Origin of the sequence: Pantoea sp. GCM10028869 (assembly GCF_042666835.1) — a bacterium.
GTDB classification, from domain to species: Bacteria; Pseudomonadota; Gammaproteobacteria; order Enterobacterales; family Enterobacteriaceae; genus Pantoea; species Pantoea leporis.
In genome coordinates this window covers 218,444-238,396 of the sequence record NZ_JBHTGO010000003.1, presented here as the reverse complement: position 1 = coordinate 238,396, position 19,953 = coordinate 218,444, and the positions used below count along the sequence as shown (strand labels likewise).

The window sequence follows — 19,953 nt, the reverse complement described above, 5'->3', positions numbered from 1 at the left end:
GCGTTTTACGGCAAGTCTGAGTTCCTTCATGCAAAAGAAAAATATCTACGTAGCCTACACCGGCGGCACCATCGGGATGCAGCGCTCTGCGCAGGGCTACATTCCGGTATCGGGTCATCTGCAACAGCAGCTGGCAAACATGCCCGAATTCCATCGGCCTGAAATGCCGGATTTCACCATCCATGAATATCAGCCGCTGATGGACTCCTCGGACATGACGCCGCAGGATTGGCAATCGATTGCGAACGATATTAAGCAAAACTACGATCGCTACGATGGCTTTGTGATTTTGCATGGTACCGACACCATGGCTTTCACCGCTTCGGCGCTCTCCTTTATGCTGGAGAATCTCGCTAAACCGGTGATTGTCACCGGCTCGCAAATTCCCCTGGCAGAGTTGCGTTCTGATGGGCAGCAAAACCTGCTGAACTCGCTGTATGTGGCGGCCAATTATCCGATCAGTGAAGTTGCCCTGTTTTTCAACAACACGCTATTCCGCGGCAACCGTACCACTAAGGCACATGCTGACGGCTTTAATGCCTTCGCATCGCCAAACCTTGCGCCTTTGCTGGAAGCGGGTATTCATATCCGCCGGTTAAATACCCCGCCCGCACCGCAAGGTCATGGCGAGCTGATTGTGCATCCGATTACGCCACAGCCGATTGGCGTGGTGACGATTTATCCGGGTATTTCTGCCGACGTGGTGGGTAATTTCCTGCGTCAGCCGGTGAAAGCCTTGATCCTGCGCTCTTACGGCGTTGGCAACGCGCCGCAAAATGCCGAGTTCCTTTCGGAACTGCAACAGGCCAGCGATCGCGGCATCGTGGTGGTGAATCTGACACAGTGTATGTCCGGCAAAGTGAATATGGGCGGCTATGCCACCGGCAATGCGCTTGAGCATGCGGGCGTGATCAGCGGCTTTGATCTCACCGTTGAGGCCACATTAACCAAACTGCATTTTTTATTGAGTCAGAACCTTACCAGCGCGGAAATTCGTGCCAAAATGCAGCAGAATTTACGCGGCGAACTGACCGAAGATTGATACGGAGCGAAACCAATGAAGCGGGCATTGATAATCATCGATATTCAGAACGATTTTTGCCCCGGCGGCCCAATGGCGGTGCGTGAGGGTGACCAAACGGTTGCCGTCGCCAATCGATTTGCGCGTGAGTTTCACGATCGGGGTGAATGTGTGGTGGCATTGCAAGACTGGCATCCAGCCAATCACGGCAGCTTCGCCTCGATCTCCGGCGAGCCGGTCTACACGCTCGGCGAATTAAACGGTTTAGCGCAGATCTGGTGGCCCGATCACGGTATTGAGAATTCTGTCGGGGCGGATTTTCATCCCGATCTCGATCGCTCTCTGATTGATGCCGTGTTTCATAAAGGGGGCGATGTTGAGGTGGATAGCTACAGCGCCTTCTTCGATAACGGCCATCGACGCAAGACAGAACTCGACAGTTGGCTGCGCGAGCGCGGCATTAGCGATTTAGTGATGCTGGGTATTGCGACCGATTACTGCGTCAAATACAGCGTGCTGGATGCGCTGGAGTTAGGTTACAACGTGGAGGTGGTTAAAGAGGGCTGCCGCGGTGTGAACCTGAATCCGGATGACAGTGAAATTGCTTTCGCTCAGATGGAAGCACAAGGTGCGGTATTAATCTGAAAATAAGGGGCTGGTGAGAACCAGCCCTTTTGATTTTTAGTGCAGGTTGATGCGCGTGACGTCGGGCTCAATGCCAAACTCTTCTTTCAGCTGTTTCTTCGATTTCATCACCATATCCCCACCTTTGCTAATGGTCATATGTTGCGGATCGTCATTGTGCCGAGCCTGCCACAACATCACCAGCTGCAGACAATTCTCTTTCTGCTCTGGCGTCAGCGCGACGCCATCTGGCCATTTGCCGATTTCAACCGCTGTGGAGAGCCGCTCGTACACTTCCGGCGTCATCGCCTCCAGCATCGCTTCCAGTTCCTGTTTCATGCTTAGCCCTCTTGCTGATTGCCCTGCTCATCAGTGAAGTTTAGCGAGGCGGAGTTCACGCAGTAGCGCTCGCCGCTCGGTTGTGGGCCATCCGGGAACACATGTCCCAAATGCGCATCACAGTTGCCACAGCGAATCTCAACCCGGTGCATGCCGTGTGAATCATCTTCCAGATAGCGGATAGCGTCGTCACTGAAAGGCTGATAGAAACTTGGCCAGCCACAGCCTGAATCGTATTTGGTTTCGGAGAGAAACAGCGGCGAATTACAAACTAAGCAGTGGTAAATCCCTTCCTGCTTGTTGTGCAGCAAGGCGCCCGAGAAAGGGGGCTCCGTTCCACGATGCTGAGTGACATAGCGCTGCATTTCGGAAAGCTGCGCAATTTTTGCGTCGGGTGCGGTGTATTTAGCCATTTTGAGTTCCGGAGTGTCATTCTGAAAAAATCGACTAGTATTCTAACAAACGTACAACATCTATCGGGTCTTTTTTCGTGCTAACGCCTCTGACATCTGTTCCATAGCACGATTTTGTGATGGCGATCACCCTTTGCAAAAGTCATCCCTTTTCAGCCCGCATTCGGCGTAACATAGGCGCGCAATAAGGGTGCTGCGTAAGCGATTGCGCAACGAATTATTCCTGGTGTTGGAATTGACCTGTCGCAACAATTGACACGATTCCGCTTGACGCCTGGTAAGGTTTTTGTAATTTTACAGCCAACCTTTTATTCACTAACAAATAGCTGGTGGAATATATGACTATCAAAGTAGGTATTAACGGTTTTGGCCGTATCGGTCGCATCGTTTTCCGTGCTGCGCAGCAGCGTTCTGACATCGAAATCGTCGCGATCAACGATCTGCTCGACGCCGATTACATGGCATACATGCTGAAGTATGACTCTACTCACGGTCGTTTTGACGGCACTGTAGAAGTGAAAGACGGTGCACTGATTGTTAACGGTAAGAAAATCCGTGTTACCGCTGAGAAAGACCCGGCTAACCTGAAGTGGGACGAAGTGGGTGTTGACGTTGTTGCTGAAGCGACCGGTATCTTCCTGACCGACGAAACCGCACGTAAACACATCACCGCTGGCGCGAAGAAAGTGGTTCTGACTGGTCCATCTAAAGACAGCACCCCGATGTTCGTACGTGGCGCTAACTTTGACAAATATGCTGGCCAGGACATCGTTTCTAACGCGTCTTGCACCACCAACTGCCTGGCTCCACTGGCTAAAGTTATCAACGACAACTTCGGTATCGTTGAAGGTCTGATGACCACCGTTCACGCAACCACCGCGACGCAGAAAACCGTTGATGGCCCGTCTCACAAAGACTGGCGCGGCGGCCGTGGCGCAGCGCAGAACATCATCCCATCTTCTACCGGTGCAGCTAAAGCAGTTGGCGTTGTTCTGCCAGAGCTGAACGGCAAACTGACCGGTATGGCGTTCCGCGTTCCTACTCCAAACGTGTCTGTTGTTGACCTGACTGTTCGCCTGGAAAAACCAGCGACCTACAAAGAAATTTGTGCAGTGATCAAAGCTGAGTCAGAAGGCAAAATGAAAGGCGTTCTGGGCTACATTGAAGACGACGTGGTTTCTACCGACTTCAACGGCGAAACCCTGACTTCAGTATTCGATGCTAAAGCAGGTATCGCTCTGAACGACAACTTCGTGAAACTGGTTTCCTGGTACGATAACGAAACTGGTTACTCACATAAAGTTCTCGATCTGATTGCACTGGTTGCTTCTAAGTAAGCTAACCGGCTTAACGGACAAGGGGTGACTTCGGTCGCCCCTTTTTTTCGACTGGATAAAAGAGAAGGTCTGACCATGCAAGATACGCTTTATACCCTTCCGGTAGTGAATCAAATCACCCCTTATCTGTCACAGCGCCAGCAGGATGATTTGCCGATTGTGGTAATCAGCCATCCTAAAGTGCGTGCGGCGATTGCCCTGCAAGGTGCGCATCTGCTTTCGTGGCAGCCTAGCGGCCAAAAACCGGTGATTTGGCTCAGTGAAAAAACCCCGTTTACCACAGGTAAAGCAATCCGCGGCGGCGTGCCGATTTGCTGGCCGTGGTTTGGTCCGGCAGGTGAACCGGCGCACGGTTTTGCACGCAATATGCCGTGGACGCTGACCGCCCATGACGAAAACGAAGATGCGGTAATGCTGACTTTTACGCTGGAAAGCAACGCACAAACCAAAAAGCTCTGGCCGCACGATTTCACCCTGCTTGCTCGCTTCCGGATTGCTGAGCATTGTGAAATTGAGTTGGAAGCTTACGGCGACTATGAAGCCACCGCAGCGCTGCACAGCTACTTCCAGATTGCGGATATCTCACAGGTCGAAGTGAGCGGATTGGGCAATAACTTTATCGATAAGGTTAACGATAATGCGATTGGCGCATCCGACGGCAAGCAGACCTATCCCAACCGCGTAGATCGTATTCACACCGCAGCGGATGACTGCAGCGTGATTCACGATAAAGCGGGCAAACGCCAGATTGAAGTCTATCACCATTATCAGAGTGACGTTGTCACGTGGAATCCAGGTCCGGAGTTATCATGCAGCATGGGGGACATGCCAAATGAAGGCTATAAAACCATGGTGTGCGTGGAAACGGCGCGCATTAGCAAGCCGTTAAAAAGCGCGGGTGAATCCCCTGCGCGTTTGGGCACCACAATTCGTATCGTTAATAAGTAATAAGATGCGGCGCCGTTGCGCCGCTAAACCACATCTAATGCAGTTTTAGATTGAGGCGCAGGAAACGCCCGATCAATGATGCTCAGCTCTTCATCAGTCAAATTGATGCTAAGCGCGGCCGCGTTTTGCTGCACATGTGCAACGCTGCTGGCTTTAGGAATGGCCAAAACGCCTTGTTGACGGATCACCCAAGCCAATAGCACTTGCGCCACGCTGATGCCCTTCTGTTGTGCAATCTGTTTAAGATGCGCATCGTCAAACAGCGCCTGTCGCAGTCGTCCAGCCTGCGCTAACGGGCAATAGGCCATAATCGGCATCTCGCGCTGCTGACACTGCGGCAACAAATCGTACTCGATCCCGCGTGACGCTAAGTGGTACAGCACCTGATTGATTAAACAGGATTTGCCGCCGGGCTCTTGCCACAGTTCCAGCATATCGTCATGGTCAAAGTTCGAGACGCCCCAATAGCGGATTTTGCCCTGCTGCTGCAAGGATTCCATCGCGCGAATGGTTTCTTCTAAGGGCACATTGCCGCTCCAGTGCAGCAGGTAGAGATCGAGGTAATCGGTTTGCAGACGACGCAGACTGCGCTCGCAGGCCTCGATAGCATCGACTTCACCGGCATTCCAGGGATACACCTTCGATACCAGCCAGGCTTGATCGCGACGGCCGCGTAATGCTTCGCCGACCACCTCTTCGGCTGCGCCTTCCGCATACATTTCCGCCGTGTCGATAACCTTAAGTCCAAGATCTAAACCCGCCTGCAGTGCCGCCACTTCCTGGCTGCGCAGCGCTGCATTTTCACCCATATACCAGGTTCCCTGACCAATAGCGGGTAAAGCTGATTCACCGTGAAATTGGATAGTCTTCATCACTCCTCCTGTTGCGCTGATATGGGGCTCTGAATTGGTGCAATGTAAGAAAAACGCCTCATTACGAGGCGTTTATTTAATCGTCAGAAGCTGTAACTGATGCCGGTCCAGAGTGTGAACTGGCCACTCTTATCGACCATCGGGCTGTCTTTGATTTCGCTGTCGAAGCGCGTGTAACGACCAGACAAGCTGGCGTTCCAGCTTTGGCTGATTTGGTAGCTGGCATTCATCTCGACATACGGCGACCAGCTGTCGTCTGGATGATACTCAGCGATGCCGGTTCGCGCACTTTCATGGGATGAAACACCGTAGTAATAACGGTTCTGATTGGCGCTGTTCCACATTGCACCAATGCCCGGCGTCAGGCTGAATGCGCCGAAATCAAAGCGATATAGATAGGTGAGATCCCAGATTAACCCATTGCTGTTATTGAGGACATCACCCAGCAGAGCGGTGCGCACGATACCCCAATCGGCAACATGGCGATAGTTGGCGCCGGCCATCAGCGTCATACGGCGCTTATCCAGCGCTTTCATGTCACCCAAATCGTTGTCTTTCGGATCGTACTGCTGCGGCGATCCCAGCACCGTCAGCGACAGCTGATTCTGCGGGTCTTTCCACAGGTAATAGCCGCCTTGCAGGCTACGGAACCAGAAGTTTTCACCTTCATAATTAATCACCGGAATCGGCAGATAGCGGTCTTGTCCGCCCCGATAAGGTGACTGCGCATAAATCACCGAAGCGCCAAGAGATAAGGGTTCTGCATGAGTGCCGAACGCCGCAAAATAACAAGGAATAGCCAGAGTAAGCGCTTTAAGTTTGAATTGGTTCACAATTTATTCAGTCCATTAATATAACAATCACACGCAGAGTCTAACCAAATTTTTGCTATCGGTTAACGTTTAATGATGCTCTCTAACCAGCATAGCGAAATATTCTCAGTGGCTTCATCGCTCTCACGGCTTAGGTTGATTGCCTCAGTGCTTATGAGACTTTGTTATTGATATATCGCCGAATAAGGAGAAAAGTGGCTGCAGGTTTTCTGAATGCCTTCTACAGTTAAATGTAAGACGAGACTTTTTGTACGAGCAGAGTAACCATAAGAATTGTGTATCCCGATAAAAAAACGTCAGGTTGGCATAAGGGTTGCTGTACTCAATAAAGAATATCTTCCGGGAGCTGCTACAAACTTTTATTACGCTCCTTTACCTGTGCTAAAAACGAAAGGACGGGCATCGCTATGAATATATTCGATCACTATCGTCAGCGTTATGAAGCTGCCAAGGACGAAGAGTTCTCATTGCAGGAATTCCTCGCCATCTGTAAACAGGATCGCAGTGCATACGCCAACGCTGCCGAGCGACTATTAATGGCCATCGGTGAGCCGGTGATGGTTGACACTGCGCAAGAGCCTCGCCTTTCCCGAATCTTTTCCAACCGAGTCATGGGACGCTACCCGGCCTTCGAAGAGTTTTACGGTATGGAGGAAGCGATTGAGCAAATCGTCTCCTACCTGAAACACGCCGCGCAGGGTTTGGAAGAGAAGAAACAGATCCTTTACTTACTGGGCCCGGTGGGTGGCGGTAAATCCTCATTGGCCGAGCGCCTGAAAGCGCTGATGCAGCGTGTGCCGATCTATGTGCTGAGCGCCGACGGCGAGCGCAGCCCGGTAAACGATCATCCGCTCTGCCTGTTTAACCCGCAGGAAGACGCCAATATTCTGGAAAAAGAGTATGGCGTGCCACGGCGTTATCTGGGCACCATCATGTCGCCTTGGGCGGCGAAACGCCTGCATGAGTTTGGCGGCGATATCACCCGCTTCAAAGTGGTGAAAGTGTGGCCGTCAATTCTGGAGCAGGTAGCAATTGCCAAAACAGAACCAGGCGATGAGAACAACCAGGATATTTCTGCGTTGGTCGGCAAAGTGGATATCCGTAAACTGGAAAATCACGCGCAAAACGATCCTGACGCATACGGCTATTCAGGTGCCCTTTGCCGCGCAAACCAAGGCGTGATGGAATTCGTTGAGATGTTTAAAGCACCGATTAAAGTGCTACATCCACTGCTGACCGCCACGCAGGAAGGTAACTACAACGGTACCGAAGGGATTTCTGCCCTGCCGTTCAACGGCATCATTCTGGCGCACTCTAACGAATCAGAATGGGTCACCTTCCGTAATAACAAAAACAATGAGGCCTTCCTCGACCGTGTTTACATCGTCAAAGTGCCTTATTGCCTACGCGTTTCCGAAGAGATCAAGATCTACAACAAACTGTTGGATCACAGTGAGTTGACCACTGCGCCATGCGCGCCGGGCACGCTGGAAACCCTGGCCCGCTTCTCGATCCTATCGCGTTTGAAAGAGCCGGAAAACTCCAGCATCTACTCCAAAATGCGCGTCTATGATGGCGAAAGCCTGAAAGATACCGATCCAAAAGCCAAATCCTGGCAGGAGTATCACGATTACGCGGGCGTTGATGAGGGCATGAACGGTCTTTCAACCCGCTTCGCGTTTAAAATACTGTCGCGCGTGTTTAACTTCGACCATGCCGAAGTAGCGGCCAACCCGGTGCATCTGTTCTACGTGCTGGAGCAGCAAATTGAGCGCGAGCAGTTCCCTCAGGATCAAGCCGAGAAGTATCTGGAGCACCTGAAAGGCTATTTGATTCCAAAATACGCCGAATTTATCGGTAAAGAGATTCAGACCGCGTATCTGGAGTCCTACTCGGAATACGGTCAAAACATCTTTGATCGCTACGTTACCTACGCTGATTTCTGGATTCAGGATCAAGAGTACCGCGATCCCGACACCGGACAGCTGTTTGACCGCGAATCGCTGAACGCCGAGCTGGAAAAGATCGAGAAACCTGCCGGGATCAGTAACCCGAAAGATTTCCGTAACGAGATTGTCAACTTTGTGCTGCGTGCCCGTGCGCAGAATAGCGGACGCAATCCGAACTGGACCAGCTACGAAAAACTGCGCACGGTCATCGAGAAGAAAATGTTCTCGAACACCGAAGAGTTGCTGCCGGTGATTTCGTTCAATACCAAAACCTCAACGGACGAGCAGAAAAAACACGATGATTTTGTCGATCGCATGATGGAAAAAGGCTATACCCGCAAGCAAGTACGCCTGCTGTGCGAGTGGTATCTGCGCGTGCGTAAATCTTCATAATCGTTATCTGTAAGCGTCGCGGTGCTACGGTGCTGCAACAGGAGGCCGGGTTTTCCCGGCCTAAGCTTGCAATGCAGTTTGGGGGATTTTTATGGCCTATTTTATCGATCGGCGTCTCAACGGTAAGAACAAAAGCGCCGTCAATCGGCAGCGCTTTCTGCGCCGTTATAAGTCGCAAATCAAGCAATCGATCTCCGAGGCCATCAACAAGCGTTCGGTGACCGATGTCGAGAGCGGCGAATCGGTCTCGATTCCAATTGACGATATCAACGAACCGAGCTTCCATCAGGGCCGCGGCGGCAGTCGCCATCGCGTGCATCCTGGGAATGATCATTTCGTGCAAAACGATCGCATTGAACGTCCGCAAGGTGGCGGCGGCAGCGGCGGTAGCGGCCAGGGCAACGCCAGTCAGGATGGTGAAGGCCAGGATGAATTCAGCTTCCAGATATCTAAAGATGAATATCTCGATCTTCTGTTCGAAGATTTGGCGTTGCCAAACCTGCGTAAGAATCAACATCGTCAGTTAAACGAGTACAAAACCCATCGCGCGGGCTACACCTCAAACGGTACGCCGGCTAATATCAGCGTGGTGCGCTCGCTGCAGAACTCGCTGGCTCGTCGTACGGCGATGACGGCGGGTAAACGCCGCATGTTAAACGAACTGGAAGCTACGCTATCCGAAGTGGAAACCAGCGAACCGGCGCAGTTACTGGAAGAGGAGCGTTTACGTAAAGAGATCGCTGAGTTGCGTGCGCGCATCGACCGCGTGCCGTTTATCGATACCTTTGACCTGCGCTACAAAAACTTCGAGAAGCGACCAGAACCTTCCAGCCAGGCCGTGATGTTCTGCCTGATGGACGTGTCAGGTTCGATGGATCAAGCCACCAAAGATATGGCGAAGCGTTTCTACATTCTGCTGTATCTGTTCCTGAGCCGTACCTACAAGAACGTCGACGTGGTTTACATCCGGCATCACACTCAGGCGAAAGAGGTCGACGAACAGGAGTTCTTCTACTCGCAGGAAACGGGCGGCACCATTGTTTCCAGTGCACTGAAGTTGATGGATGAGGTGGTTAAAGAGCGTTATGACCCGTCACAGTGGAACATCTATGCGGCGCAAGCGTCGGATGGTGATAACTGGGCCGATGATTCACCGCTCTGCCACGAGATCTTAGCCAAACATATTCTGCCGGTTGTGCGTTATTACAGCTATATCGAGATCACGCGTCGCGCGCACCAGACCTTATGGCGCGAGTATGAACATCTGCAGGCAATGTTTGATAACTTCGCAATCCAACATATTCGCGAGCCAGAAGACATCTATCCGGTATTTAGAGAACTTTTCCACAAACAGGCTGCAGAAGCCTGAGTCCATAAGCCGGTCACTGACCGGCTTTTTCTTTGCAGCAGCCCCGCTCACTTCGCGCCATTTCCTGTTGTTTTTTCATACAAATTTAGCTGTATATGGGATGCGGCCCCACAGAATGAAAAAATGTGCAATTAAGCGCTGACAAGCTATTGATAAGGCATTATCTTTCCACCTTGTCTGTGTGAATCGCCCGCAGTTTGTCTTTTTTGCCCCACCGCAGGAGAACGCCGTTGAATACCAGCATGATTTACAGTTTGTTCATTATTGGGTCCGTGCTGGTAGCAGCAAGTATTTTGCTCAGTTCCTTTTCATCACGCCTTGGCATTCCGATTCTGGTGATCTTCCTCGCTCTCGGCATGTTGGCCGGGATTGATGGTATCGGTGGCATCGCCTTTGATAACTATCCCGTCGCCTATCTGGTCTCCAACCTCGCTTTAGCCATCATCTTGCTTGATGGCGGGATGCGCACCAAAGCGTCTTCGCTAAAGGTGGCGCTCGGCCCGGCATTATCGCTGGCGACGGTTGGCGTGATGATCACCGCAGGGTTAACCGGTGTTGCCGCTGCCTGGCTGTTTAAGCTCGATCTGATGCAGGGCTTTCTGATTGGCGCGATTATCGGTTCTACCGATGCCGCCGCCGTATTTTCGCTGCTGGGTGATAAAGGCCTCAACGAACGTGTCAGCTCCACGCTGGAGATTGAATCCGGCAGCAACGACCCGATGGCGGTGTTTCTCACCATCACGCTGATCGACATGATTCAGCAAGGCCAGTCCGGCCTGAGCTGGATGTTTGTGGTGCATCTGGTGCAGCAGTTTGGTCTTGGCATCGTATTAGGCCTGGGCGGCGGCTGGGCGCTGCAGCAGTTGATTAACCGTATCAATCTGGCGCAAGGTTTATATCCGCTGCTGGCGGTGAGTGGCGGCATCATCGTGTTTGCGCTCACCACCGTGATGGAAGGCAGCGGCATTCTGGCGGTGTATCTTTGCGGCTTCCTGCTGGGCAACAGCCCGATTCGCAACCGCCACGGTATTTTGCAAACCTTTGACGGCATGGCATGGCTGAGCCAAATCGGCATGTTCATTGTGCTGGGCTTGCTGGTGACACCCTCCGATTTGTGGCACATCGCGGTGCCGGCGATGATTCTGTCGCTGTGGTTGATTCTGGTAGCGCGCCCGCTGTCGATTCTGGTTGGTCTGTTACCGTTCAAAGGCTTCACCGGACGCGAACGTATCTTCATCAGTTGGGTGGGCTTACGTGGCGCAGTGCCAATCATCCTCGCCGTATTTCCGATGATGGCCGGGCTGGAGAACGCCAAGCTCTACTTCAACATCGCTTTCTTTGTAGTATTGGTGTCGTTGATGCTGCAAGGCACGTCGCTGGGCTATGCCGCCAAACGCGCCAAAGTGGTGGTGCCACCAACCGCCTCGCCGATTAGCCGGGTTGGGCTGGATATCCATCCGGAGAATCCGTGGGAACAATTTATTTACCAGCTAAGCGCCGACAAATGGTGCGTCGGCGCAGCGCTGCGTGATTTGCAGATGCCGCGCGAAACCCGCATCGCCGCCCTGTTCCGCGATAACGCGTTAATGCATCCCAACGGCAATACGCGCCTGAAAGAAGGCGATGTGCTGTGTGTGATTGGCCGTGAACGTGATCTCCCCGCCTTGGGTAAAATGTTCAGCCAATCGCCGCCGGTATCGCTGGATCAGCGCTTCTTCGGCGACTTTATTTTGGATGCCGAGGCGCGCCTGCGCGACGTGGCGCAAATTTACGGCCTGGAGTTAGATGAACAGACCAACGATCAGCAGTCGCTAGGACAGCTGGTAATGAGTTTGCTCGGCAGCACGCCAGTGGTTGGCGATCAGGTGGAATGGAAGCAGTTAACCTGGACGGTGGCAGAGAAAGAAGATAACCAGATTGTGAAGGTCGGTGTGCGCGTCAGCGAAGACAAGGATTAATCCGAGGCTTTATCGCTCGTAAACTGCGTGTGAACGACTATGCTCACTATTCAACCCAGCAAATACGGGAGAATGTAATGGGACGCGTGGTGAAGATTGGTCAATATGAAATCGTTGATGCAGAGTTCAATAGTGACAATGGCGACACTGTCAGTATTCCCTGCCATACCAATCCCGGCCTGAGTGACCAACTCGACGGCTGGGATGTGGATACCAGTGTACCGGCATGGATTGATGAAGAGGCTGTCGATCTGCAAATCGGACACTATGACAAGCAGCAGGACCTGTGGGTATTAAAAAAACCCGCCTGATTGGCTGGCGCCGCCATTGATGTGAATGGCGGTCATTCCGAAAAGGTGTCTTAAAATGAAGCGTAATATTCGCGATTAATTAACTTTTAACCATACATTTCAATTAAATAGCCAATTATTTCTTTAGTCATTTATTTCCTTTTCAGACTATTTCCATATTAACTCTGTCAAATAACTCCTGCATACTCTTAAACGTTGCTGCAGCTTTTCGTGACGTGCATCACGTCTCAAACGGTCCTTTCCTTGCAGCGCTTATGGCAGCACTGACTTATATCTCGCTGAAAGAATTATTCTTTCCATTTTTCAGCGGACCACTCCTGAGCGCGTACTTGATTCTGGTCAGGCCATCTTTTACTTAAGAAAAGAGAGCAGGTTTTATGGCAAGTACTTTGATAATGAATGATGCAACCCGCTCGTGGAGCGGACTGCGCAAAAACCTCATCGCAAAAGTCGCACTTAGTTTCTCGGATTTAATTGCATTAAATCTGGCATTGTTTTTATCTGCCGCCACCGTTCAAGGTATTTGGGGCGAACTGGATACCTTTATTCCGCCCCAGCAGATTGAATACCGGTTTATTGCCCAATTTAGCCTTTCTATTCTTTGCACCGCCTGGTTCTGGGTGCGTATGCGTCACTACACTTATCGCAAGCCGTTTTGGTTTGAACTGAAAGAAGTGATTAAAACCCTGTTCGTCTTCTCTCTGCTTGATCTGGCGTTGATTGCCTTTTCAAAATGGGACTTCTCGCGCATGGTTTGGGTATTTAGCTGGACTTACGCCCTGCTGCTGCTGCCGCTGATGCGTGCCGTGGTAAAACGCGCCATCAACCGCGCAGGTCAGTGGCAGAAGGAAACCATCATCATTGGTTCCGGTAAAAATGCCATGGAAGCTTATGCGGCGCTGCAGAGCGAGGAGATCCTCGGTTATAACGTGCAGGCGTTTATCTCGCTGGATGATGACCAACAGCATGAGAAGGTTAATGGCGTTCCGGTGATCACCTGGAAAGACATCAACTGGCAAACCATGGACCGTGACAACACCCAATTTATCGTCGCCACCGAATTTGAGCAGCAAGTGGTGCGCGATAAATGGCTGAAGTTCCTGTCCAAAATGAAGTGCCGTTCAATCTCCGTGATCCCAACGCTGCGCGGCGTGCCGCTGTATGGCACCGATATGTCATTCATCTTCAGCCATGAAGTCATGATTTTGCGCGTCAGCAACAACCTGGCGAAACGCTCTTCGCGCTTCCTGAAACGCACCTTCGATATCGTGGTGGCATCCATGCTGCTGCTGTTCCTCGGACCAGTATTTGGTCTGCTGTGTGCGATGGTGAAACGTGACGGCGGCAATGCGATTTATGGTCATGAACGCGTTGGGCAAGATGGCGTGAAGTTTAAGTGCCTGAAGTTCCGCTCAATGGTGACCAACTCGCAGGAAGTGCTGCAAAACCTGCTGGCGACCAGCGAGGAAGCGCGTGCCGAATGGGACCGTGATTTCAAACTGAAAAACGATCCGCGTGTGACCAAAATTGGTAACTTCCTGCGCAAAACCAGCCTTGATGAGCTGCCACAGTTGTGGAATGTCATTCGTGGCGAAATGAGTCTGGTCGGTCCGCGTCCGGTGATTGAAGCAGAGCTGGAGCGTTATGCCGGTGATGTGGATTACTACCTGATGGCGAAACCGGGCATGACCGGCTTGTGGCAGGTCAGCGGACGTAACGACATCGACTACGATACGCGCGTCTACTTCGATTCCTGGTACGTGAAAAACTGGGCGTTATGGACTGACATTGCAATTCTGTTCAAAACCGCTGGCGTAGTGGTTCGTCGCGACGGCGCTTACTAATACCCTCGAGGCGATGCTTGTGCATTTCGGCAGGCATCGCTTTTATTATCCCTTTCTTTTTCCCCTAAGAGTCATTACCCTTCCGGATTGTTTAACAGGTCGTCCGGTTCGTAATGCAAAAATTCACCTTAATACTTCTTAGCCTGGTGCTGCTGGCGCCGCTTGGCATTGATCTTTACCTCCCGACATTGCCGCAAATCGCCGAAGGTCTTAACAGCCCGGTGAGCCTCATCCAAATCACGATTCCTCTGTTTTTATTGGTGATGGGCATTGGCCAATTGATTACCGGTCCGCTGGTGGATAATTTTGGTCGTAAGCCGCTCGCGTTAATTGGTCTTGCGCTTTACATCATTGGCAGCGCGATTGCCGCCACGAGCACGCTGTGGCCGGTGTTCTTTCTCGCCCGCATCATTCAGGGTTGCGCGGTGTGCTGCACGGCGGTGGTGGCCTTCAGCGGCGTGCGTGACCGTCTCAGTGGCGAGGATGCCGCACGCGCTTACGGCTTTCTCAATGGTGCGCTGAATATCGTTCCCGCGCTGGCGCCACTGCTGGGTGGGATCCTCGCCGAAGCCTACGGCTGGCGGATGCCGTTCTGGTTCCTGTGCGGCTATGCGGTGGTGATCGGCTTGATCGTCCTGCTGTGGCTGCCCGAAACGCGCCCGGCGGACACCTTACGCGTTAAAGGTTTACCGCTGACGCAGTATGCTGCCATAGCCCGTGAACCGCGCTTTCTCGCCTTTGCCTTTGCCAATGCCGGCGCGCTGGGCATGGTGCTGACCTATGTGTCGCTGGCGCCACACGTGCTGATGACCGAAGGCGGCCTGACGCCGTTGCAATTCTCTTTCGCCTTTGGCGCCAACGGGTTTTGGATCATGCTGGTTAGCGCGTTCGTAAACAAAACCATTCGCAAAGCGGGACGCCCGTTCTGCCTGGCGATGGGTTTCGCCACCATGTTGATCGGCGCAATTCTTCTGATGATGGGCACCACGCTGTTACCGGCGGCGTGGCAAAACCATTGGGCGCTGTACATGATTCCCGTGGCGGTTTCCGTTGCTGGCCTGGCGTTCACGGTCGGTCCCGCCACCAGCTACGCGCTGGAGCCGTATCAGCAGCAAGCGGGCGTGGCCTCAGCACTGCAGGGATTTATTCAGATGGCGTGTGGTGCGGGCGGCAGCATGGCAATCGTAGCATTGCCCGTTGCTGAGAAGTCGTCACTGGCATTGATGATGCTGCTGGGTGCAGCGCTGGCACTGACCGCCTGGCGCTGCAGTAAGAAAATGCACGGTCGCGTGACCGCGCTTAAATAACCTCAACCGGAACGCGTGGCGCGAGCGCACACATCAGCTCGTAGCCCACCGTTCCGGCGACTTTTGCCACCTCATCGATCTTCACCTGATTGCCCCACAGCTCAACCTTTGAACCGATGCCGGCCTGCGGGCAAGGTTCTAAATCGATCATCATCATGTCCATGGAGATGGCGCCCAGCGTTTGCGTGCGTATGCCATCCACGCTGACTGGCGTGCCGGTGGGCGCATGACGCGGATAACCGTCGGCGTAACCACAGGCGACAATGCCGATACGCTGGGTGCCGCTGGCGTGATAGCGATAACCGTAACCCACGCCGTCACCGGCATTCAGCTGCTGCACGCCAATGATTTCGCTGGTGAGCGTCATCACCGGCTGCAATCCGGTGCTGGCGATATCCTGCCAGTCGCCGCTCGGTGACGCGCCATAGAGAATAATGCCGGGACGCACCCAGTCAAAATGCGCTTCAGGATGCCACAGCGTAGCCGCAGAGTTAGACAGAGAACGCGGACAATTGAGCCCTTCCGCCGCCAGTTCGACGCGCTTCATCGGCTCAACGACTCCTTGCGGATTCTCCGCATCAGCGAAGTGCGCCATCAACGTCATTGCACCGACGTTCGGCAGAGCGTGCAGTTTTTGCCACGCCGCATGAGCCTGCTCAGGACGGAAGCCAAGCCGGTTCATGCCGCTGTTGATTTTGAGGTACACATCGACCGGTGCCGACAGCTGCGCTTTCGCCAGCGCCTGAATCTGCCAGTTGCTGTGCACGCTGGTGGTGAGGCGGTAACGATCGATTAGCGCTAAATCCTCGGCATGAAAGAAACCTTCCAGCAGCAGGATCGGTTTTTTCCAGCCCTGCTCACGCAGCAGGATCGCCTCTTCCATATTCAGCAGCGCGAAACCATCGGTTTCTGCCAGGCTTTGCCACACGCGAGCCACACCGTGACCATACGCATTGGCTTTTACCACCGACCAGACGCGTGATTGCGGGGCCGCCCGGCGAACAACGGCCAGATTATGACGCAGTGCCTGTTGATTGATGGTGGCACCGGTTGGACGTGACATGCTTTTACTCTCCCTGAGGTCTCAGCGCGCCGCGCTGGCGTTACGCAGTGGCGAAGAATGTGGCTCAAAACCTGGCAGGTAGCGCAGCACTGACAAATCATCTGCGGCAATCGCCGGTTTCTGACCAGAAATTAAATCAGCCAGAAGCTGACCGGAACCACAAGCCATCGTCCATCCCAGCGTACCGTGACCGGTATTGAGATAGAGATTGGAGAGCGGCGTGCGCCCGACAATCGGCGTACCGTCTGGCGTCATTGGACGCAGTCCGGTCCAGAACGTGGCCTGTTCGACAAAACCGCCTTCAGGATAGAGATCGCGGACCACCATCTCCAGCGTTTCGCGTCGTGCCGGCAACAGTTTGGTGTTAAAACCAACAATTTCTGCCATGCCGCCCACGCGAATGCGATCGTCAAAGCGCGTTACCGCCACTTTATAAGTTTCATCGAGGATGGTGGAAACCGGTGCGGCATCGGCATTCTTGATTGGAATTGTCAGCGAATAGCCTTTCAACGGGTAAACCGGGATGGCCAGAATGTCTTTCAGCAGCGCGGTTGAATAGGAACCGAATGCCACCACGTAAGCATCGGCTTTGATCACTTCATCGCCACACTTCACGCCATAAATGCGATTGCCCTCACGCAACAACTGATCAACCGAGGTGTTGTAGCGGAAGGTTACGCCCGCCGCCGCTGCCATCGCAGCCAGACGTTGGGTGAACAGTTGGCAGTCGCCGGTTTCGTCGTTAGGAAGACGCAAACCGCCGGTGAGTTTATGCGCCGTGGCCGCCAGCGCAGGTTCGACATTTTTGAGCTGATGCGCTTCCAGCAGCTCATAGGGCACGCCCGCATCGCGCAGCACGGCGATATCTTTGCTGGCACTTTCGAACTGTTGCTGCGTGCGGAATAGCTGCAGCGTGCCACCCTGCCGACCTTCATAGGCGATGCCGGTAGTGGCGCGCAGCGTTTTCAGGCAGTCGCGGCTGTACTCCGCGATGCGCACCATGCGGCTTTTATTCTCTTGATAGTGCTGCATGTCGCAGTTTCGCAGCATATTCCACATCCATTCCAGCTGGAATTTGCTGCCATCGAGACGTACCGCCAGCGGCGCGTGACGCTGGAACATCCATTTGACCGCTTTCAGCGGAACGCCCGGCGCCGCCCAGGGCGCAGCATAGCCCGGTGAAATCTGTCCCGCATTACCGGCGCTGGTCTCCAGCGCGGCGGCAGGTTGACGATCGATAACCGTGACCTCATGTCCGGCCTGCGCCAGATACCATGCGCTCGCTACCCCAACCACACCACTACCAAGAATCACTACGCGCATAAGCCCCTCGTCGCAGCAAAAGAATAATTAACTATTAACCCAGCCCAACACAGCATAACCCGACCGCTATTGAAATCTTACATTCGACCGACTTATTTCACATGTTTTTTACCTGACTGCACACTGAAATCATGCAACAGCGGCAAAATCAGGATTTTTTATGCCTTAAATCCCTTAATCAGCCATTTATTATGCGGAAGGGAGCGGTTTTGACTTTTTTCAGGAGAAAGCGCCGCAGTCATACAATCCACTTATAAACAGAGCATTATTCTGCTAAATGAATAATACCCAACATTTGCCATCAGTATTGGCTTAACTAACGCTTTTTGAATGATTTTCTGCCAAAAGAATTCGATTGAGATTCAGTTTCGGATAGGCGACAGTGGACTATCATTGAAGTGTTCGCTCAGTTTTTTGGGCCATCTTTACTCAGGATGAGGCCTTAAACGATCGTGACAGGTAACTCCTGCCGCTTGCAAAACAGAGGTGCGCTATGACGACAATCTTTGACGAGCCAACCCGCAACAGTAAACGACTCAGTGATGGTCCCGACTGGACCTTCGAACTGCTGGATGATTATCTGGCGGAAATTGACCGCGTAGCCAAAAGTTACGGACTGGAAACCTATCCGCACCAAATTGAAGTGATCACCTCCGAGCAGATGATGGATGCCTACTCCAGCGTGGGTATGCCGATCAACTATGCGCACTGGTCGTTCGGCAAGAAATTCATCGAAACGGAACAGCGCTACAAGCATGGTCAGCAAGGCCTGGCGTATGAGATCGTCATCAACTCCAATCCGTGTATCGCCTATTTGATGGAAGAGAACACCATGACCATGCAGGCGCTGGTAATGGCGCACGCCTGTTACGGTCACAACTCTTTCTTTAAAAATAACTATCTGTTCCGCAGCTGGACTGATGCCAGCTCGATTGTGGATTACCTGCTGTTTGCGCGAAATTATATTACCGACTGCGAAGAGCGCTATGGCGTGGAGGAGGTTGAGCGGCTGCTCGATTCCTGCCATGCGTTGATGAACTACGGTGTGGACCGCTATAAGCGTCCGCAGAAAATTTCGCTGCAGGAAGAGAAGGCGCGCCAGCAGAGCCGCGAAGAGTATTTGCAGAGTCAGGTGAATACGCTGTGGCGCACCCTGCCGCGTAAAGAGAAAGAGTCGGTGCACGTTGAGGCATCGCGCTACCCTTCTGAACCGCAGGAAAACCTGCTCTATTTCATGGAAAAAAATGCGCCGCTGCTGGAATCCTGGCAACGTGAAGTGCTGCGCATTGTGCGCAAAGTTAGCCAGTATTTTTATCCGCAGAAACAGACGCAGGTGATGAACGAAGGCTGGGCCACTTTCTGGCACTACACCATCCTTAATCATCTGTATGACGAAGGCAAAGTGTCGGAACGCTTTATGATGGAGTTCCTGCACAGCCACACCAACGTGGTGTATCAGCCACCGTATAACAGCCAGTGGTATAACGGCATCAACCCGTATGCGCTGGGCTTCGCGATGTTCCAGGACATTAAACGCATCTGTCAGACACCGACCGAAGAAGATCGCTACTGGTTCCCGGACATTGCCGGTTCCGACTGGCTGAAAACCCTGCATTTCGCGATGCGTGAATTCAAGGACGAAAGCTTTATCAGCCAATTCTTGTCACCAAAAGTGATGCGTGATTTCCGCTTGTTCACGGTGATGGATGATGACCGCAACAATTTCCTCGAAATTGCAGCGATCCATGATGAAGCGGGTTACCGCGCCATTCGTCAGCAGCTGTCGGCGCAGTACAATCTGAGCAATCTGGAACCTAACATTCAGGTCTACAACGTGGATTTGCGTGGCGACCGCTCACTGACGCTGCGTTATGTGCCGCAACAGCGTGCGCCGCTCGATAAGAGCCGCAAAGAAGTGTTGAAGCATGTGCACCGTTTGTGGGGCTTTGATGTGATTCTGGAACAGCAGAATGAAGACGGCAGCGTCGAGTTGCTGGATCGTTCGCCCACGCGCGGCCCAACGTTGTAAGGAAAAAAAAACCGGACTGT

Annotated in this window: 17 protein-coding genes; 11 read left to right on the top strand and 6 right to left on the bottom strand. The window is 52.8% G+C overall.

Translation table 11 applies throughout. The features are described 5' to 3' along the window. The first annotated feature begins 28 nt into the window (after positions 1-28). Positions 29-1,042 (top strand): asparaginase, encoded by a 1,014-nt coding sequence (gene ansA, locus ACFQW4_RS08995; protein ID WP_101764219.1) that lies wholly within the window; start codon positions 29-31, stop codon positions 1,040-1,042. A gap of 15 nt (positions 1,043-1,057) precedes the next feature. Next, a complete protein-coding gene (pncA, locus tag ACFQW4_RS08990) occupies positions 1,058-1,666 on the top strand; it encodes a bifunctional nicotinamidase/pyrazinamidase (RefSeq protein ID WP_101764218.1) in 609 nt (202 codons plus the stop codon). Between the two features lie 36 nt (positions 1,667-1,702). On the opposite strand, the gene ACFQW4_RS08985 is transcribed toward pncA, so the two are convergent. Next, entirely contained in the window at positions 1,703-1,984 is a 282-nt protein-coding gene (locus tag ACFQW4_RS08985) for a YeaC family protein (RefSeq protein WP_101764217.1), read from the bottom strand. Positions 1,985-1,986: 2 nt separating this feature from the next. Continuing rightward, the gene (gene msrB / locus ACFQW4_RS08980; protein ID WP_377724922.1) at positions 1,987-2,397 is read right to left on the bottom strand and encodes a peptide-methionine (R)-S-oxide reductase MsrB; all 411 of its coding nucleotides are present in this window, start codon (positions 2,395-2,397) and stop codon (positions 1,987-1,989) included. A 338-nt stretch (positions 2,398-2,735) separates the two neighbouring features. Between msrB and gapA the strand changes: the two genes are divergently transcribed. Both gapA and ACFQW4_RS08970 read left to right on the top strand, forming a co-directional pair. After that, positions 2,736-3,734 (top strand): glyceraldehyde-3-phosphate dehydrogenase, encoded by a 999-nt coding sequence (gene gapA / locus ACFQW4_RS08975; RefSeq protein WP_007889697.1) that lies wholly within the window; start codon positions 2,736-2,738, stop codon positions 3,732-3,734. A gap of 75 nt (positions 3,735-3,809) precedes the next feature. Further along, positions 3,810-4,682, top strand: a complete 873-nt coding sequence (locus ACFQW4_RS08970) for a D-hexose-6-phosphate mutarotase (RefSeq protein WP_377724921.1) — start codon at positions 3,810-3,812, stop codon at positions 4,680-4,682. A 23-nt stretch (positions 4,683-4,705) separates the two neighbouring features. Here ACFQW4_RS08970 and ACFQW4_RS08965 read toward each other — a convergent pair whose 3' ends face one another. Together ACFQW4_RS08965 and ACFQW4_RS08960 are read right to left on the bottom strand one after the other, a co-directional pair. Beyond that, entirely contained in the window at positions 4,706-5,557 is an 852-nt protein-coding gene (locus tag ACFQW4_RS08965; RefSeq protein ID WP_377724919.1) for an aldo/keto reductase, read from the bottom strand. A gap of 80 nt (positions 5,558-5,637) precedes the next feature. Beyond that, positions 5,638-6,387 (bottom strand): MipA/OmpV family protein, encoded by a 750-nt coding sequence (locus ACFQW4_RS08960; protein WP_110866275.1) that lies wholly within the window; start codon positions 6,385-6,387, stop codon positions 5,638-5,640. A gap of 407 nt (positions 6,388-6,794) precedes the next feature. Between ACFQW4_RS08960 and yeaG the strand changes: the two genes are divergently transcribed. From yeaG to ACFQW4_RS08930, 6 genes are all read left to right on the top strand, one after another. After that, positions 6,795-8,729, top strand: a complete 1,935-nt coding sequence (yeaG, locus tag ACFQW4_RS08955) for a protein kinase YeaG (protein WP_008110364.1) — start codon at positions 6,795-6,797, stop codon at positions 8,727-8,729. A 91-nt stretch (positions 8,730-8,820) separates the two neighbouring features. Beyond that, positions 8,821-10,098 carry a YeaH/YhbH family protein gene (locus ACFQW4_RS08950; RefSeq protein WP_137385905.1) on the top strand — a complete coding sequence of 426 codons (1,278 nt, stop codon included), beginning with the start codon at positions 8,821-8,823 and terminating at the stop codon, positions 10,096-10,098. Positions 10,099-10,328: 230 nt separating this feature from the next. Continuing rightward, a complete protein-coding gene (locus ACFQW4_RS08945; RefSeq protein ID WP_101764211.1) occupies positions 10,329-12,056 on the top strand; it encodes a potassium/proton antiporter in 1,728 nt (575 codons plus the stop codon). A gap of 77 nt (positions 12,057-12,133) precedes the next feature. Continuing rightward, positions 12,134-12,367: a DUF1480 family protein gene (locus tag ACFQW4_RS08940; protein ID WP_110866277.1), complete on the top strand. Its 234-nt coding sequence runs from the start codon at positions 12,134-12,136 to the stop codon at positions 12,365-12,367. Between the two features lie 377 nt (positions 12,368-12,744). Further along, positions 12,745-14,211, top strand: coding sequence for an undecaprenyl-phosphate galactose phosphotransferase WbaP (wbaP, locus tag ACFQW4_RS08935; protein ID WP_008110368.1), 1,467 nt, complete (start codon positions 12,745-12,747; stop codon positions 14,209-14,211). Between the two features lie 113 nt (positions 14,212-14,324). Next, a complete protein-coding gene (locus tag ACFQW4_RS08930; protein WP_350260693.1) occupies positions 14,325-15,518 on the top strand; it encodes a multidrug effflux MFS transporter in 1,194 nt (397 codons plus the stop codon). On the opposite strand, the gene dadX is transcribed toward ACFQW4_RS08930, so the two are convergent. Together dadX and ACFQW4_RS08920 are read right to left on the bottom strand one after the other, a co-directional pair. Continuing rightward, positions 15,511-16,581, bottom strand: coding sequence for a catabolic alanine racemase DadX (gene dadX / locus ACFQW4_RS08925; protein WP_377724914.1), 1,071 nt, complete (start codon positions 16,579-16,581; stop codon positions 15,511-15,513). The genes ACFQW4_RS08930 and dadX overlap by 8 nt on opposite strands. 21 nt (positions 16,582-16,602) lie before the next feature. Beyond that, the gene (locus tag ACFQW4_RS08920; protein ID WP_377724912.1) at positions 16,603-17,904 is read right to left on the bottom strand and encodes a D-amino acid dehydrogenase; all 1,302 of its coding nucleotides are present in this window, start codon (positions 17,902-17,904) and stop codon (positions 16,603-16,605) included. 493 nt (positions 17,905-18,397) lie between these two features. On the opposite strand from ACFQW4_RS08920, the gene ACFQW4_RS08915 reads away from it, so the two are divergent. Next, positions 18,398-19,933 carry a SpoVR family protein gene (locus ACFQW4_RS08915; protein ID WP_101764205.1) on the top strand — a complete coding sequence of 512 codons (1,536 nt, stop codon included), beginning with the start codon at positions 18,398-18,400 and terminating at the stop codon, positions 19,931-19,933. Positions 19,934-19,953: the final 20 nt, after the last annotated feature.